The following is a 16,825-nucleotide window of genomic DNA, read 5'->3' as shown; positions in this document are numbered from 1 at the left end:
CGTATCGGGGGTGCTGGCGTGAAGATCCTTGAAATCACCAACGTGGATTTTGCGCTCAGGCAGTTCCTGTTGCCGTTGATGCGGGAATTGCGTGAGGCTGGTCACGACGTTCAGGGAGCCTGCGCGGAAGGGGCACATCTGGAGCCAGTGCGGGCCGAGGGCTTTACGGTACATGGTGTCCCGATGGCGCGGTCGCTGTCGCCAGTGGCACAGTACCGGGCATTCATGGCTCTGATCCGGCTGATCCGGCAGGAGAAGCCGGATCTGGTGCATGGTCATATGCCGATTAGCGGCATCCTGGCGCGTTTTGCCGCGCGGCTCTGCGGCGTGCGGATCGTGGCCTATACCTGCCACGGCTTCCTGTTTAACCAGCCCGGATCATGGCGCCGCCGACTGCTCTCCCTGGTTCTGGAATGGGCGGCGGGACGGATTACGGACCTGTACATGACGGTCTCGCACGAAGAGGCGCGGGATGCACGTCGGCTGCACCTGAACCGCACCCCCATAGCCATTGGCAACGGTCGTGATCCCAAGCGCTATCATCCCGATGCAGAGACGCGTGCCCGGTTGCGCAGGGAGTTGGGGGTGTCGGAAGACCGGCTGGTGGTGATCGTGGTGTCGCGTCTGGTGCGGCACAAGGGGCATCCCGAACTGCTGCGTGCAATGGAAGATGTGCCTGAGGCCGAGCTCTGGGTTGTCGGGGAACGTCTGCCTTCGGATCATGGCGCGGATCTGACGGCAGCCTTCGAGCGTGCGCGGGAGCGTCTGGGGCCACGACTGCGAATGCTCGGCTATCGTGAAGACGTGCCTGACCTTCTGAAGGCAGCGGATGTGTTTGTGCTCCCCAGCCATTTCGAAGGGCTGCCGATGTCAGTCATCGAGGCGATGCTGACCGGACTGCCGGTTGTGGCGACGGATGTCCGGGGCCCGAGAGAGCAGGTGGTAAACGGAAAGACGGGTTTTCTTGTCTCCCCAGGCTTGTCTGCACCGCTTGCGCGGGCCCTGCGGGTTCTTGTGCAGGACACTGCGCTGCGGAAGGCAATGGGACGTGCCGGAAGGCAGATTGCGCTTGAGGCATATGATGAAAGCCACATCCTCCGACATGTTGTAGAACTTATGGAAAAGGCTTTCTCCCGAAAGTCTTTTAACTCTGGAAAAGTTTGAGAATCATCGAGGACTGGCCGTCCATGATCGAAAGGGACTGTACGGCGAGTTGCTGCTTGGTCTGGGCTGAAAGAAGCAGGACACTTTCCTTTGCCAGATCGGCATCTGTCAGTGCGGATATTCCTGTTGTGATGGCATCCTGCTGGGCAGCAGTATTTTTCGTCACCTGCGTGATGAGATTTGCACTGTTTCCGAGCGATGCATTGATGGACGTCATTTTCGAAATGGCGGCGGTTACGGCCCCGATGGCAACATCATAGCCGCTGGTCTGCTGGCCAGCGATCGTATCTCCGGAAAAATTCCTGCTGTCTGCTGCAAGCAGAGAGGAATTCGGTGACTGGGAGCTATAGACAGGAAAGGCGGTATATGAACCATTATTGTGCAGATTGCTCAAAGCATAAGGTGTGCCCGGTGTTGCCCAGACAGGGGTGCCGTCATCTGCCGTAACTGCACCGGACGGAACAGACCCGGCGATTTTTGATCCGCTCGCGACAATGGAGAGTGTGCCTGCATCGATGCCGCTTCCGTTCGTCGTGATGCCTGCTGACTTCAGGGCGGTGACAATCGGTGTAAGAAGGCTGTTCTGATAGGTCGCTGATGAAGTCATATCGGGTGTGACGTTTACGGCCACGATATTGTTCGTTTCCCCCTGGGGAAACTCGGAAGATGCCGAAACCGAATAGGTCATGTTCCCTGTTGTTCCGTCTACTCCGAGGCTGACATACATGGGATTGCCAGAAGCCGTCGTCGAGATCTGGAAAACGGTTCCTGCGCTGCTTTGTAAAATGATTTTCGAGGGCGTTACGTGCCCGGTCGTGGGATCAATGGTGATTTCAGGAGTGCTGTCGGTCAGGTTCTGAATACTGCGGCCGATTGTTTTTGAACTGGATAGTGTCCCGTCAGTGGTCGTCTGGTTCAGAACAAGCTGATAACCATCTAATCCGACTGATTGACCCTTCGTGTTGAAGTCCATCTGCGTTGCAAAGGGATCGGCAAGACTGGCCTGGGCTGTCGTCAGGCTGACCTGCTGCCCATAGGTGGAAATAAAAGATTCTGTAGTGCTGGTGGATTCGACGTTTCCGTCACTGTCATAAACCAGGTGCCCGTTCTCGTCTGTCAGGGGAACCGGAATGGTTTTGGTATCGGTTTCCACAGGGACGACCGATCCTGAGAGAGGCGCGGTATTGATGGCATTCGTCAGGGCCGAAACATCCGGGCTGGAAGACGAAGCCGGAGCGTAGATGTTCCCGCCGCTGATGGTCAGTGCACCGTCTGTGCTGCTTCGGTCAACGTGAAAACCCTGCCCGGAAATAGCCGCGATGAACGTATCGGAAATGGTCTTGTCGTCCATTTTTCCGGCGCCGGACGTATCAATCGAAACAGGCGTGATGACCGTCTGGGCCGTGGAGTTGCCGAGCGCATCGAATGTCGAACTCAGTGTATAGACAGGATCGCCGTTGCTGCCCTGAGAGACCTGAATGGCTGCACCGGAACTCAGCTTGTAAAGCTTTACCCCGTTCGGATCGGTGTACTGGGAAGTAATGACGGTGTTGCTTCCGGACGTCAGGTCTCCTGTTGTCGGGTCCCATTTCAGGTCCGAGCCGGTACCGATGGCGGCATTGATATTGGCCAGTGTGGAAGTGCCCGGATTGTTGGTTCCGGTATCGGCTTCTTCAGCAACGAACTGGTACTGGACCGCGGGATTCTGGGCTGTTCCCGTATTGGTGGCCTGAGCGATGTTGTTCAGTGTCAGAGTGGTGGTCGCGGGTCCTGCCGTGACCAGCGCTTCAGAATCAAAAGGCAGGGTGACCCCGGCCTGATCCACGTTAAGGCCTGACAGACCAAGACCGGTTGAAGTGGCATTGTGTCCCGCAACCTTGAGAGACCCTCCATAGACATCCAGAGACGTGGAGACGGTATTGGAGGTCACACCGTTTACAAGGCCGCCTGCCAGAAGGTTGACGCCATTGAACGTGGCGGATGAGGCCATCGAGTCGATTTCGTTCAGCGCCATGGAAATCCGGGTGTTGACGGTGCTGCTGTCAATGCCGGTATTCTGTCCTTCGCTGATATTGGCGGCAATGGATGTCAGGACATTGTTGATGAGTGTCCCCTGGGCGCTGGCGGTCTGAACAACCTGGCCAAGGACATTCAACCCCTGTGAGATGCCGGTTAGCGCGGAGGATTGTGCCTGCATGGTATTGGCAATCGAATAGACTGCGGGATTGTCTGACGCAGTCGATACGGCTTTTCCGGTCGAGACCTCGGTTTCCGCCTTGTTCAGGGCTGTAGTGGTCTGGGACAGGACCTGAAGTCCGGAGAGGACAGAGGCATTATTTACACTAAGCACAGATCGACATCTCTCAGAGAGCAAAAGATGTGTCGATAGTGTCAGTGGCTTTATAATTTTTCGTTAATGAGAAGAAAAACGCGTTTTTTGATTCTGACGGTATATTGGAAGAAATTTTCCAAGAACATCATGAAAACAGAGATTTTTCTGAGAATCGAATCTGAAATCCATAAATATTTACTGAATAAATCCAGGAAAATACTTATGATCGGAAATCATTATCTCAAATCGAATGAGATGATCTCCTGCAATTCACTATTATTTTTTGGTATTATTATCAGGACTAAAATACTCTTTTTACGGTGACTTTGATTCTCCCGTAAACTTGTCTTTTGTTTCTGCGTTAATTTTATGAAACTGTTGCCGCACGATACGATTAAGACAAAGGTATTCCCATGAAGGTCGGTCTGTTTGTTCCATGTTACGTGGACATGTTTCACCCTGAGACAGGAATTGCGACTCTGGAACTGCTGGAGCGCTTCGGGCTGTCCGTTGAATATCCCGTTGACCAGACATGCTGTGGACAGCCCATGACCAATACGGGCTGTGAGCGTGAAGCGGCCAAGACGGAAGAACTGTTCGTCCGCAATTTCGAAAAATACGATTACATCGTCACGCCGTCCGGAAGCTGCACAAACCAGGTCCGCCACAATATGACGGCCATTGAGCAGAGCGACGCCGTCAAACATGTCCGCAGCCGGACCTATGAACTGGTTGAGTTCCTGCATGATGTCCTGAAGGTCGATGCTTTTCCCTGGGCCGAGTTTCCGCATCGTGTTGCACTTCACAACAACTGCAACACGCTGCGGAATCTGCGGATCGCGAGCATGACCGAGCGCCGTGAGGAGCCGTTTTCCAAGCCAAAAGCGCTCCTGAAGATGGTCAAGGGCATTGAGTTCGCCGATCTGACGCGGCCTGACGAATGCTGCGGCTTTGGCGGGACGTTCTCGGTGTTTGAAGAAGGCGTCTCGGCCAAGATGGGTCAGGACAAGGTCACGGATCAGCTGAAATCCGGGGCGGAATATGTCACGTCCTCCGACAGTTCCTGCATGATGCATCAGGAAGGCTGTGCACGGCGGATGGGTGCCAATCTCAAATACATCCACATTGCCCAGATCCTGAATGGAGCACGCGCATGACTGCCGAACTGCATGAAGAACTGACCGATCCGAATGCCGATCAGCTGGATCACGGTGCGGCATCCTCCCGGCCTCTGAAGTCGCGGATTTCGGAACCCCAGCCCCGCGGTGCCAAGGTTCATGGCAACCGGCCGATCGACCAGTCCGAAGCGGCAAACCGCTTTATTGCCGCGACCGAGCATGAAGCCATGCATGATGCGCGTCTGTGGGACCTCCGTCAGAAGCGCGACAAGGAAATGCACGGCATTGAGGAATGGGAAGAGCTGAGGGACCTGGCTTCGGGCATCAAGGAACACACGCTCTCCAAACTCGATTATTATCTTGAGCTGTTTGAAAAGAATGCCACGGCCAACGGGATCAAGGTCCATTGGGCGAAGGATGGCGCCGAGCATAATGCCATTGTTCTTGATATTCTGCGCAAGAAGGGCGTGGAACGGCTGATCAAGAGCAAGTCCATGCTGACGGAGGAATGTGGTTTCCGTCACTTCATGGCCGAGAACAATGTCGAAGTCATCGAGACGGATCTGGGGGAACGGATCCAGCAGCTTGATGACGAAGCGCCCAGCCATGTGGTCGTGCCCGCCGTGCACAAGCTGCGGACCGATGTGGCCGGTGTTTTTGCAAAGACGATCGGCTCCGATCCCGACAACGCGGATGCGCATTATCTGACGGAATGTCAGCGTGAAGCCACGCGCCCGCTGATCCTGTCGGCGCAGGCCGGCATGACGGGTGGCAATTTCGTGGTCGCGGAGACGGGCACGTTCGTTGTCTGCACCAATGAGGGCAATGCGGATCTCTCCGCCAATACGCCGCCGCTGCATATCGCATCCATCGGGATCGAGAAGCTGATCCCCGGACTGGATGATCTGGCTGTGTTTGTCCGGTTGCTGTCGCGCAGTGCGCTGGGCTCTCCGATCACGCAGTACACGTCGCATTTCCGCGGCCCGCGTGAGGGTGGCGAGATGCATGTCGTCCTCGTGGACAACGGACGCTCCGCGCGGCTTGGAATGGAGAAGTTCTGGCCGGGGCTAAAATGCATCCGTTGTGGCGCGTGCATGAATACCTGTCCGGTTTTCCGCCGCAGTGGCGGGCTGAGCTACGGCGCGACCTATGCCGGTCCAATCGGGCTGATCATTGATCCGACCTTCAACGTCCACAAATACCGCAATCTGCCATATTCCTCGACGCTGAACGGCAGTTGCACCAATGTCTGTCCGGTGAAGATCAACATTCACGAGCAGATTGCCGACTGGCGCAAGACGCTGGCGGGCGAGGGGGAAATCTCGCCGGTCAAGAAGGTCATGATGAAGGCGGCTGGTGAGGTTCTGGCGTCGCCGGTGGTCTATCGCGCGAGCCTGCCACTGGGGCGCAGTGCATTGCGGCATCTTCCGCATTTCATGCTGTACAACAAGCTCAATACCTGGGGCCGCAAGCGCGACATTCCGGAGACGCCCAAACAGACGTTCAATGAATGGTATCGCAAAAACCGGAAACAGCAGGCCGAAGGGGGAAAATCATGAGCGGATCACGCGAAGCCATTCTGGAGGCAATCCGGAAAAATCATATCCAGGGTGATCGTGCGCGCCCGAACGTGCCGCTCTTCGATCAGGCCGCGCCTGCGGATCTGAAAGAACTATTCCAGAAATCTCTGGAGCGCATGGGTGGTAAACTGCTGACGCCCGATGCCGCAGATCCAATGGCTCCGGTGCGGCAGGCCATCGTCAAGGCAGGGCCTGTCCTGTCCTGCGTGCCGGAATTCGAAGGGGACATGAAGGTCACCCCGCAGACGAAGCCAACGGATATTGCGCCGGTTGAATATGCCGTTCTGCGCGCGGCATTTGGCGTGGCTGAGACGGGATCGCTGTGCTTCACGGAAAAGCAGCTTCTCGTGAACACGACGGGCTTTCTGCCGCAGCATCTGATCATCCTGCTGGACCCGGCGCAGATCGTCTACAACCTGCACAATGCCTACCAGCGCCCCGAATGGACGCAGGCGCATTATGCCGTGTTCCAGAGCGGTCCGTCAGCGACGGCGGATATTGAGGGCGTGCTCGTGCATGGTGCGCAGGGTGTGCGCTCGCTGAGCGTGCTGTTTCACCCGGCGTCCTGAGATCCGGGGTAAACGTAGCGGCGGAGGAACGGGGCGGTGACGCTGTGTTCCGAGGCCGCAACATCTTCCGGCGTTCCTGATGCCACGATCCGGCCGCCCTTGCGTCCTGCACCGGGGCCGAGATCGATGATCCAGTCACTGGCCGCTGCCACGCGCATGTCGTGCTCGGCCAGAACGACCGTATTGCCCTGATCGACCAGCGCCTGAAGCTGGAGCATCAGGCGGTCCACATCGGCGGGATGCAGGCCGGTCGTGGGTTCATCCAAGACATAGAGGATGTGTCCGTTGCGCTGTTTCTGAAGCTCGGTTGCAAGCTTGATACGCTGCGCTTCGCCGCCTGACAGTTCGGTGGCGGGCTGTCCGAGCCGGAGATAGCCCAGCCCGCCGCGACGCAGGGTGTCGAAGCCGCGTGCCAGAACAGGTACATCCGCGAAGACGTCACAGGCATCGTCGATGCTCAGGCCGAGCACGTCTGCAATGCTGTGCCCGTTCCACAGGACTTCCAGAACTTCGGGTTTGTAGCGACTGCCGTGGCAGACGGGACAGGGCGTCTGCACTGTCGGCAGGAACAGAAGCTCCACATCCACCGTCCCTACGCCTTCACAGCGCGGACACCTTCCCTTGGCGACGTTGAAGGAGAACCATCCGGCATCGAAACGGCGTTTCTTTGCTTCCGGCGTTTCGGCAAACAGGCGGCGGATCGTGTCGAACAGGCCGGTATAGGTGGCGGGATTGGAACGCGGGGTCCGTCCGATCGGCTTCTGGTCGATCATGACCATGCGTTTGATCGGTCCTGTTCCGCCCGAAACGTTCCCTTTGGGCTCGCGATGTTCGGGGGGCGGGGCATCATCCGTGCTGTCGTCGTCGGGTTCGATGTCCACTTTCTGGCCGAGAGTGCGGGCCATGATGGAGACGAGCGCTTGTCCGACGAGACTGGATTTTCCGGAGCCTGAAACCCCCGTCACCGAGACCAGCACTCCGAGCGGGAGTGTCAGGGCCAGGTGGTCCAGATTGTTCCAGCAGATATCGGTCAGTTCCAGCGTGCCGGTCGGCTTGCGAACCGGTGTGGTGCGGGGCTGGACCGTGCCGAACAGATAGGGGCGTGTACGGGACTCCTTCACGTCCCGCAGTCCGTCTGGTAGGCCGCTATAGAGAATGCGGCCACCCCGTTCGCCAGCATCCGGGCCGACATCCACCAGCCATTCCGCGCGGCGGATGACGTCCGGATTATGCTCGACCACGATCAGCGAATTGCCCGCATCGCGCAGTCCGTCCAAGGCCCGCAGAAGGGCCTGCGTGTCAGCGGGATGCAGGCCGGAACTGGGTTCGTCCAGCACATAGACCACGCCAAACAGGTTCGAGCGGATCTGGGTGCCGAGCCGCAGACGCTGGTATTCGCCGGGCGAGAGTGTCTGCACGCCGCGGTCGAGCTGGAGATAGCCCAGACCCAGATCCAGCAGCACGTCGATGCGCTCGATCATGGCTTCGACCATGCCGCGTGCGGCTACGGCCGTGGCGTCTTTTCCGTTCGCAAGGGTTTGGGCGGATGTGCGGAGTGAGGCGGCGATGTCTTCGAGCGTGCGGCTTGAGAAGTCGGCGATGTTCAGCCCGTCGAAGGTCACACGCAGGGCATCGGGATTCAGGCGCTGGCCATGACAGACCGGGCAGGGTGCGGAGACCATGAAGGATGCCGCACGTTTACGCATCTTCTCGCTCTGCGACTGCGTGAAGGTGTGCAGGACGTAGCGCCGTGCACCGCTGAATGTGCCGTTGTAATCGGCCGGGATGCCGCGTTTGATGGCGTCTACGACCTGAGCGTGGGTGCCTCCCGGATAGACGGGTTCGGTCGGCGTTTCCTCGGTAAAGAGGATCCAGTCCCGCGTCTTTTTCGGCAGGTCGCGCCAGGGGCAGTCTACATCCACGCCCCTGGTGATGAGAATGTCGCGGAAGTTCTGCCCCTGCCATGCCGTGGGCCACGCTGCGACGGCGCGGTCGCGGATGCTCAGGCTGTCATCGGGGACGAGCGTCTTTTCCGTGACGTCATAGATACGCCCCAGCCCGTGACATTTCGGGCAGGCGCCCATGGGTGTGTTGGGGGAAAAGGACTCCGCTTCCAGCCGTGACAGGTCGGGCGGATAGGTGCCGGCGCGGGAATAGAGCATCCGCAGCAGGTTCGAGAGCGTCGTCAGGCTGCCGACGCTGGAGCGGCTGCTGCTTCCGCCGCGCTGCTGCTGAAGCGCGACGGCGGGCGGCAGTCCGTCGATGGAGGCCACGACCGGAACCGGCATCTGATCGAACAGGCGCCTGGCATAGGGGGAGACGGACTCCAGATAGCGTCGCTGGGCCTCGGCATAGATCGTCCCGAAGGCCAGCGAGGATTTGCCGGACCCGGAGACGCCGGTGACGACGACAAGCTTGTCGCGTGGCAGGTCCACATCCACGTTTTCCAGATTGTGTTCCCGCGCCCCTCTGACGCGGATCATCTCATGGGGCGAGGGCGTCTGGGACATGGTGCACTCCTGATGATGTCCGCAGGAGTGTAGACCCGTCAGACATCAGAGTACACAAACCACGCTTCAGAAGCCGCGGCTGAGGCGTGCTTCCTGAAAAGCGGCGTTGATAAGTTGTGTCTCGCGCATGGCCAGTTCGCGGATTTTCTCGCCCATCGCGCTGACTTTGTCCGGATGGTACTGGCGGATCAGATCGCGATAGGCGCGTTTGATTTCGTCGGGTGACGCGAACTCGCTGACCCCGAGGACTTCGAACCATGTCCGGTCCGCAGGAGGCTCTTCGAAAGGAGTGCCCGCTGTTTTCTGATCGGGGCCTTCCGCATCCTTCTTTCCCGAGATCATCTGCATCACGAGGCCCAGCAGGACCAGGGCCCCAAGCGCGAGAATGATGAATTTGGCGAAAACAAAAATGAGGCCGAAGACAAGTCCCAGATGGCTCAGGACCCAGTAGACCAGAAACGCTGCCCCGATGAGCGCGAGAAGATGCATGAAAAGTCTTTCGCCAGTAGTTGCAGGCTATCCTATCATGACCGGGCAAACTTCAGGGAGAGCCTTCATTAGCGGGCTGGTCTTCCTGTCTGTCTCAGAGCCAGCCATTCGCCCGGGCGATCCGTCCGGCCTCGATGCGGTTGCGGGCATCGAGTTTCTGCACGATTTCCGAGAAGTAGTTGCGGACCGTGCCGGAAGAGAGGGACAGTTCCTCGGCGATTTCGCGGTTGGTGCGTCCTGCTTCGGCGAGGCGGAGCATGGCGCGTTCGCGTTCGGAGAGCGGGTCGGGCAGGGCGTCCCAGACGGCTTCGGCCAGGTCGGGTGCGATGGCCCGGCCGCCTGCCGCGACCTTGCGGATGGCGGCGGCAAGCTGCGTGATGGGTGCGTCCTTGAGCATGTAGCCGCGCACGCCGGCCTGAAGCGCGCGGCGCAGATAGCCGGAGCGGCCGAAGGTCGTTACGATCATCACGCGGCTGGGTAGGCCTTCCTGAAGGATCTTTTCCGCAAGCTCGATGCCGGTGACGTGGGGCATTTCGATATCGGTCAGGACGACATCGGGGCGGTGTTCGCGGATCAGGTCGAGCGCCTCGCGCCCGTCCGTCGCCCGTCCGACGATTTTGATGTCGTCTTCGAGTTGCAGCAGGGCCTCGAACGCATCGAGGAGCATGGTCTGGTCTTCGGCGAGGATGAGGCGGATCATGGGAGTGTCGTTGCAGTCAGCTTGAAGCCCTGGGGCTGGGGGGAAAGGGTCAGCGTACCGCCTGAGGCGGCAAGCCGGGCGCGCATGCCGCGCAGGCCGTTGCCTTCGACGATGCTGCGGGCTGGTTGTGGGGCCTGGAGCGGGCCGTCGTCTTCGAGGGTGAAGGTGTGAATATGGCCTTCCGCGTTCTGCTGGAAGGTCAGGGTACAGGTCCGGGCGTCGGAATGACGGATGACATTCGTGACGGCTTCGCGCAGGGCCAGGGCGAGCACGCTGTTCTGCGGCTGATCGGCGGCTGGTCCGGGGCTGTTCAGAACAAGCGTGATGCCCGCCGTGTTCAGGGCCTTGCGGGCACGGTCCAGTTCGCGTTGCAGGGACGCGCCGTTCATGCCGGAGACGGCGTCCCGGACTTCGCGCAGGGAGGTGCGGGCGATCTGGCTGATCTCGGTGAGTTCCTGTCTCGCCCGGGCGGTATCGCTCGAAAACAGCCGGTCGGCCAGTTCGGCTTTTACGGAAATGACCGTCAGGGAATGGCCGAGAAGATCATGCAGATCACGGGCAATGCGTTCGCGCTCGGCAGTCGTGGCGAGAGTGCGGATCTCATTCTGGGCTTCGCGAAGCTCGAAATTGCGGATGCCGAGCTGCCACTGCACCAGCGTGCCCATATAGGTGATGATGCTGAAAAAGGCGCTGGGAATGACTTCCAGCGTGGTTTTATGGCGGAAATGCCCGGAGATGATCAGGACGACCTGCAGCAGGATGACCATTGTGATGGACTGCCGCTTTCCGGGCAGGCGAGCGCACATTCCGGCGGCGAAAATGCAGTAGACCTCCCAGTCGCCATGCGTCCAGGCACAGGCATAGCCGATCAGGTCGGTCAGGATGATTTCGCCGTAGCCGTAATACCGATCTTTCCGGTAGGGCGCGAAATAGACCAGCAGGAAAACCAGCATGGCGGCCGTGGAGAACAGGACGCCGGCAAGCGTGGGACGGTGATAGCCCAGCAGCCAGGGGACCGGATAAAACAGCAGGTAGCTCAGATAGGCCACCAGATACTGGTTGAAATGGGGCCACGGCGTTTTGCGGTCCGCCAGATGGCGGGAGAGGGAATCTGTGGCCATCAGGTGAGGGTGGTTGAGGACATGCCCGGGGTCAAGAACACGCCGGAACGCCACAGGCGCATGGCGCTTCCGGCCCAGATGGCGATGGCTGTGCCGAAACCCGCGACTTCAAGGTGGTGCGGTTCGGGCAGGAGCATGGAAAGGCCGGAAATCAGGACGATGGCGCCCCCCATGACGATATGGACCGGTTCTCTCAGGGCGCGGCCCAGCGGAATGTAGGACAGGCCGATGATGGCTCCGAGAAGCGGATAGAACAGGTCCACCCGGTGATGGGCATGTGTCCATGATGCGGCGATGAAAATCCCCACGAAACGCAGGATCTTGATGCGGCGCGTCAGTTTCGGGTCAAGGGAGATTTCGGGATGTCGGAGCACAAGGTCGCGCCGGATGAAGCCCAGGACGAGAAGGGTCGTCGGGACGGTGAGGATTGCAGCGGTCAGGGGGATGGGAAGCGTGGCTGCCTGTGCGCCGCGTGCGGCCCAGAGAGCCGCGAAGGCCAGACCTGCACAGTCGGTCAGCAGGCCACGCCAGTTTTTCCGCTCCGTCATCATCCGCGCTGCATCTCCATCGGGGGCGCCCCGTGACAAGGCTGCCTCTTCCAGCGGAGAAAAACAGGGTGCAGTGTCAGATGCCGCGGATGACATCGGTCATGACGGGGTTCAGACCGGACGAAGCAGGATGTGCTTCTTCTTGCCGGACGAAACCTTCAGAACACCGTCCCGCAGATCATCAAGCGTGAAGGTCTGGTTTTCGTCCGAGACCACCACATTGTTGATGCGACCGCCACCACCACGGATCAGGCGGCGGGCCTCACCGCCACTGGCGGCAAGGCCGGCTTCCTGAAAGACGCGGAAAGCGGGCAGGCCTTCGGCAATCAGGTTGGCAGGCAGGTCGATTTCCGGCAGGGCAGCCTGTGTGGAGCCCTGTTCGAAGACACGGCGGGCTGTTTCGGCTGCTTCTTCGGCGGCAGCGCGGCCGTGGCAGATGGCGGTGGCTTCGGTCGCGAGGATCTTCTTGGCCTCGTTGATCTCCGAGCCTTCGAGCGCGCCCAGACGCTCACATTCCTCAACGGGAAGATCCGTGAAGAACTTGAGGAAGCGGCCGACATCGGCGTCCTCGGTATTGCGCCAGAACTGCCAGTATTCGAAGGCTGGCAGTTTCTCCGGACGAACCCAGGTGGCGCCCTTGGCGGACTTGCCCATCTTGGCGCCCGAGGACGTGGTGACGAGCGGAGTGGTCAGGCCGAAGATCTGCTTGCCGTCCGTGCGACGGGTCAGATCAATGCCGGAGACGATGTTGCCCCATTGGTCCGAGCCGCCCATCTGCAGGACGGCGCCGTGGCGGCGGTTCAGTTCGCGGAAATCATAGGACTGGAGGATGGAGTAGTTGAACTCCAGAAAGGTCAGGCCCTGCTCGCGTTCCAGACGCTGGCGCACGCTGTCGAAACCCAGCATCCGGCTGACCGAGAAATGCACGCCCACATCCTGCAGCAGGTTGATGTAGGACAACTTGTCCAGCCAGTCGGCATTGTTGGCGAGGATGGCGCCGCTGGACGGGTCTTCATCGCTGAAAGTGATGAACTGGCGCAGGGATTTTTCGATCCCGGCGATGTTGTGCGCGATCGTCTCGTTCGTGATGAGGGAGCGGGCCTCGTCGCGGAAGGACGGATCGCCGATCTTGGCCGTGCCGCCGCCCATCAGGGCGATCGGGCGATGGCCGTGCTTTTGGAGCAGGCGGAGTGCCATGATGGAGAGTGCATTGCCGACATGCAGGGAGTCCGCGGTGGGGTCAAAACCCACATAGGCGGTGATCGGTCCGGCCAGCATGGCCTCGTCGAGGGCGTCGAGGTCGGTGCACTGGAAGATCAGGCCGCGGGCCTGGGCTTCGAGGAGGAACGGACTCTTTGGCATGGGTCGGTCTTGCTACGCTGCTACAGGGAAGGAAAGGACGCGGACCCTAGCATGACCGGCGCGGGAGCGGAAACTCCGGGAGCGGCCATGTGGGCGGAACGAGGGTCATTCGGTCTCGTAAGGCCAGTCAGCCCGCGCAAGCCGCGGCGGAACAAGAAAGAAGCACACGGCGCCCAGTGCCGCGATGCCCAGGGCGATCGGGCCGAAAATGCGCGCGCCGAGGATAAACGGGTTGCAGAGCTGTAATATGAAGGCGGGCGCGAGGCTGAGTGCGACGACCAGATTCTGGGGCGGCTGTTTCATGACGAGGAAAGGCAGCGAGCCGCAGAATGTCACGCCAAGCGTGGCAATCAGGAGTTCCGCGCCATCCAGCAGGGCATGTGTGGGCGCGAGCGGTCTGAAAAGGGTGATGGGCAGCATGAGGCTGACGGTCCGGAGCGGGGCTGTCATGAGAACCCTGCTGGCCTTGGCAGTGAAAACCGCACGGACAAAATCCAGCCGGCTGCCGAAACGGCCGGTCGTCAGAAGCAGGGGCCAGTGTGTCCGGGTTCTGATCCATCCGTCCTGCAGGGCGATCAGGATGGTCATGCCGGGCGTCAGATGCGCAATACGGGTGCCGAAACCGCCATGCCCCAATGGCAGGCTTGCCATGATCATGACGGCGCAGGCCGGCATGAACAGGCTGATCAGCAGATCGTTTTTCAGGGTGGTGGGAGAGGCGGGAGCGAGAAGCATCTGCCGCAGCTGATAGAAACTCAGGTCGTGCGGCACGAGGCGGGGCGTGGTGTCTGGTGTCGGGAAAGCCGCTGCCGGGGCAGTCATGCCGTCCGTAGGGCTCATCATGGCCGGGGAATGCAGACGGTTCGGCAGCGTCATGATGGCGGCTGTCAGCAGGCCCATCATGGCGATGTCGGACGGAACAGTCAGGATGGCCGGACGTGTCAGGGCCCAGAGAGGGAAGTCGGTTGTAAAGGTCAGGAGCATCAGACCGAGCAGCAGCGCGAAGCCGGTCAGGGTCGTGATGGCTTTGAGACGACGCGAACTCTGCTGCGGCGGTGCATACCACTGGGCGACGGATGGGACCGTATTGAGCAGCGTGTAGAACAGTGTGTCATGCAGCGGCACGCCGCTCCAGGCCAGCAGGCCCGACAATGCGACGAGGACGACCATGGACATTAGGGCCGCCGCGCGTGCTTCGGCGTGAAGCAGGCCGGGAACGGCCGGGGCCTGGGAGGCTCCGATCTGGTTGCCGGCATGGATCTGCAGGCAGCTCTGAAGGAAGGTCGCAGCAAGAGCTGCATTCAGGATGGAGGAATGCTTGAGGGCCGTTTCCAGACTTTGTGTCAGGAGGGCCGTATGCAACTCGTGTGCCGTCATGACTGCCAGCAGGATGAAAATCCCCGCCGTGAAGATCATGGGATTGCCGACAAAAAAGGCGCGCGTCCCATACAGGCGCAGCGCGCGGAGCATGTCGCTGCGTTCCAGTGCGCCGGAGGGCAGGAAGCTGTTCATGCTGCAGCGTCCGGTGTTTCCGCCTCTGCTCGGGCCGTGCGGGGTGCTGTGATTTCCAGAAAGGCGTCCTCGAAATCCGGAACGACCGTCTGAGTCCCATTGGGGAGTGCGAGGTCTTCGGTCCAGCCATGGACCAGCAGGGCGTCAGGGCGTTGGCCGAGGATCTGGATATCGGCTGGAAGCGCCGCGAGGACCTGATCGGGCGTGAGATGTTCGAGCCAGCGGGTCGTGGCCCGGAAGGTCTCGGTCGGCACGTCAAGCACGACGCGACCCTGCCGGACAAAGAGCAGGCGGGAGCACAGGCGTTCGAGATCGGACAGGATATGCGACGAGATCAGGATGCTGGCGCCTGTCCGCTGCGTATAGCTGTCGAGCAGGTTCATGAAGTCGCGCCGGGCATGTGGGTCCAGGCTGGCGACGGGTTCGTCCAGAACCAGAAACTCGGGGTTGTGACGCATGGCCAGCACAATGGCCAGACGCTGTTTCTGCCCGCCGGAGAGGGAGCGGACCATTTTTCTCGGATCGAGATCCGCCCAGGCCATCAGGGTCGGATCGACAGGAGGCAGCTCGCCGTAGAACGCGGCGATATAATCCATGAGCTGGGCGACGCGGAACGTGCCAAAACCGGTCATCGTCTGGGGTACGAACCCTGTGCGGGCGCGGATTTCACGCGGCAGGGAAGCGATGCTGTGACCGAAGATGTCGATATTGCCACCATCCGCGAGCAGGAAACCCATGAGGCATCCGATCAGCGTGGACTTGCCTGCCCCGTTGCGCCCCAGCAGGGCCACGGTCTCGCCCTGTGCGATCGAGAAGGACACGTCATCCAGCGCCGTGAAGCTGCCAAAGCTCTTGGTGAGGTGCGAGACCTCGACAGGCAGGGAAAATGGAGCACCATGGGACGGAATGTTTCGGTCTTGCATGAAATATCCGGTTACATATTTGTCTGGACGGAGCAAGGGAGACGAAAGGCGGAATCAAAAAGGCTCTCCGGAAGGGAGAGCCTTTTTGAAAATGTCTGACGGGGCGGAATGTCCCGGATCAGTCGGCAGCCAGTGCCAGAGCCTTGCGGCCACGCATCGTGTTCACGTGGTCTTCGAGGGCTTCGGCAACCCGGTCGGCCTGTTTGGCGAAGATATGGTCGGCGTCTTCGAAAATGCGATAGTCGACGGTCACGTTCTTCTGGGTGTTCAGCTTGTCCACCAGCTTGCGGATGCCCGGCTCGGGAGCCAGTTCGTCCTTGCCGCCGGCAATCATCAGGCCACCGCAGGGGCAGGGGGCCAGAAAGCCGAAATCGTAGTCATTGGCCGGCGGGGCCACGCTGATCCAGCCGCTGATCTCGGGGCGGCGCATCAGGAGCTGCATACCCACGAAGGCGCCGAAGGAATAACCCGAGATCCACAGCTCGGTGGAGTTCGGATTGACCATCTGCATCCAGTCGAGGGCGGCCGCCGCATCGGAAATCTCGCCGATACCACCATCATAACGGCCCTGGGACCGGCCCACGCCACGCGAATTGTAGCGCATCACCGAGAAGCCCATCTTCTCGAAGCTGCGATACATCGTATAGGTGATACGGTTGTTCATGGTGCCGCCGTGGAGCGGATGGGGATGCAGCACCAGGGCAAGCGGAGCGTTGGGTTCGCTGGAGTGGTGGTAACGACCCTCAAGCCGGCCGTCTGGGCCGGCGAACATCACTTCAGGCATGAATACTCTCGCACTGTGTCGGGCAGGATTGGAACTCTGCCGTCCGGTGACGCAGTGTATATCGACTCGCAAAACCCGATTTCCACCAAAATCGACACGGCGTTGCGATTTCC

14 protein-coding genes are annotated in these 16,825 nt (G+C 60.1%); 4 read left to right on the top strand and 10 right to left on the bottom strand.

Annotated features, from left to right (window positions below):
• Positions 1-18: 18 nt before the first annotated feature.
• On the top strand, positions 19-1,164 hold the full coding sequence (locus tag HKD24_RS06520; protein WP_194259554.1) for a glycosyltransferase family 4 protein: 1,146 nt from the start codon (positions 19-21) through the stop codon (positions 1,162-1,164).
• Here the strand turns inward: HKD24_RS06520 and HKD24_RS06515 are convergent.
• Positions 1,145-3,514 (bottom strand): flagellin N-terminal helical domain-containing protein, encoded by a 2,370-nt coding sequence (locus HKD24_RS06515; RefSeq protein WP_194259553.1) that lies wholly within the window; start codon positions 3,512-3,514, stop codon positions 1,145-1,147. The two genes, HKD24_RS06520 and HKD24_RS06515, sit on opposite strands and share 20 nt — an antisense overlap.
• Before the next feature lie 395 nt (positions 3,515-3,909).
• On the opposite strand from HKD24_RS06515, the gene HKD24_RS06510 reads away from it, so the two are divergent.
• The 3 genes from HKD24_RS06510 to HKD24_RS06500 are packed head-to-tail and all read left to right on the top strand — an operon-like array spanning position 3,910 to position 6,763.
• Positions 3,910-4,653 (top strand): (Fe-S)-binding protein, encoded by a 744-nt coding sequence (locus tag HKD24_RS06510; RefSeq protein WP_194259552.1) that lies wholly within the window; start codon positions 3,910-3,912, stop codon positions 4,651-4,653.
• Complete coding sequence (locus HKD24_RS06505) at positions 4,650-6,173, top strand: lactate utilization protein B (protein ID WP_194259551.1); 1,524 nt, start codon at positions 4,650-4,652, stop codon at positions 6,171-6,173. Before HKD24_RS06510 ends, HKD24_RS06505 begins: the two co-directional genes overlap by 4 nt.
• Positions 6,170-6,763 carry a LutC/YkgG family protein gene (locus HKD24_RS06500; RefSeq protein WP_194259550.1) on the top strand — a complete coding sequence of 198 codons (594 nt, stop codon included), beginning with the start codon at positions 6,170-6,172 and terminating at the stop codon, positions 6,761-6,763. The genes HKD24_RS06505 and HKD24_RS06500 overlap by 4 nt, the downstream gene beginning before the upstream one ends.
• On the opposite strand, the gene HKD24_RS06495 is transcribed toward HKD24_RS06500, so the two are convergent.
• The 9 genes from HKD24_RS06495 to HKD24_RS06455 form a co-directional block, all read right to left on the bottom strand.
• A complete protein-coding gene (locus HKD24_RS06495) occupies positions 6,748-9,273 on the bottom strand; it encodes an excinuclease ABC subunit UvrA (protein ID WP_194259549.1) in 2,526 nt (841 codons plus the stop codon). The genes HKD24_RS06500 and HKD24_RS06495 overlap by 16 nt on opposite strands.
• Positions 9,274-9,339: 66 nt before the next feature.
• Positions 9,340-9,762: a J domain-containing protein gene (locus tag HKD24_RS06490; RefSeq protein WP_194259548.1), complete on the bottom strand. Its 423-nt coding sequence runs from the start codon at positions 9,760-9,762 to the stop codon at positions 9,340-9,342.
• A 94-nt stretch (positions 9,763-9,856) separates the two neighbouring features.
• Positions 9,857-10,462: a response regulator transcription factor gene (locus tag HKD24_RS06485; protein ID WP_041111755.1), complete on the bottom strand. Its 606-nt coding sequence runs from the start codon at positions 10,460-10,462 to the stop codon at positions 9,857-9,859.
• Positions 10,459-11,583, bottom strand: a complete 1,125-nt coding sequence (locus HKD24_RS06480) for a sensor histidine kinase (protein WP_194259547.1) — start codon at positions 11,581-11,583, stop codon at positions 10,459-10,461. Before HKD24_RS06480 ends, HKD24_RS06485 begins: the two co-directional genes overlap by 4 nt.
• Positions 11,583-12,170, bottom strand: coding sequence for a hypothetical protein (locus HKD24_RS06475; protein WP_228124217.1), 588 nt, complete (start codon positions 12,168-12,170; stop codon positions 11,583-11,585). The genes HKD24_RS06480 and HKD24_RS06475 overlap by 1 nt, the downstream gene beginning before the upstream one ends.
• 72 nt (positions 12,171-12,242) lie before the next feature.
• Complete coding sequence (tyrS, locus tag HKD24_RS06470; RefSeq protein ID WP_194259546.1) at positions 12,243-13,493, bottom strand: tyrosine--tRNA ligase; 1,251 nt, start codon at positions 13,491-13,493, stop codon at positions 12,243-12,245.
• 105 nt (positions 13,494-13,598) lie between these two features.
• On the bottom strand, positions 13,599-15,005 hold the full coding sequence (locus HKD24_RS06465; RefSeq protein WP_194259545.1) for an ABC transporter permease: 1,407 nt from the start codon (positions 15,003-15,005) through the stop codon (positions 13,599-13,601).
• Complete coding sequence (locus HKD24_RS06460) at positions 15,002-15,928, bottom strand: ABC transporter ATP-binding protein (RefSeq protein ID WP_194259544.1); 927 nt, start codon at positions 15,926-15,928, stop codon at positions 15,002-15,004. The genes HKD24_RS06465 and HKD24_RS06460 overlap by 4 nt, the downstream gene beginning before the upstream one ends.
• A gap of 118 nt (positions 15,929-16,046) precedes the next feature.
• Positions 16,047-16,712, bottom strand: coding sequence for an alpha/beta hydrolase (locus tag HKD24_RS06455; protein ID WP_062511341.1), 666 nt, complete (start codon positions 16,710-16,712; stop codon positions 16,047-16,049).
• Between the last annotated feature and the right edge of the window lie 113 nt (positions 16,713-16,825).

It is taken from the genome of Gluconobacter vitians (genome assembly GCF_015244565.1).
Taxonomy (GTDB): domain Bacteria; phylum Pseudomonadota; class Alphaproteobacteria; order Acetobacterales; family Acetobacteraceae; genus Gluconobacter; species Gluconobacter vitians.
The sequence above is the reverse complement of the archived record's forward strand: the minus strand, read 5'-3'. Positions and strand labels throughout refer to the sequence as shown.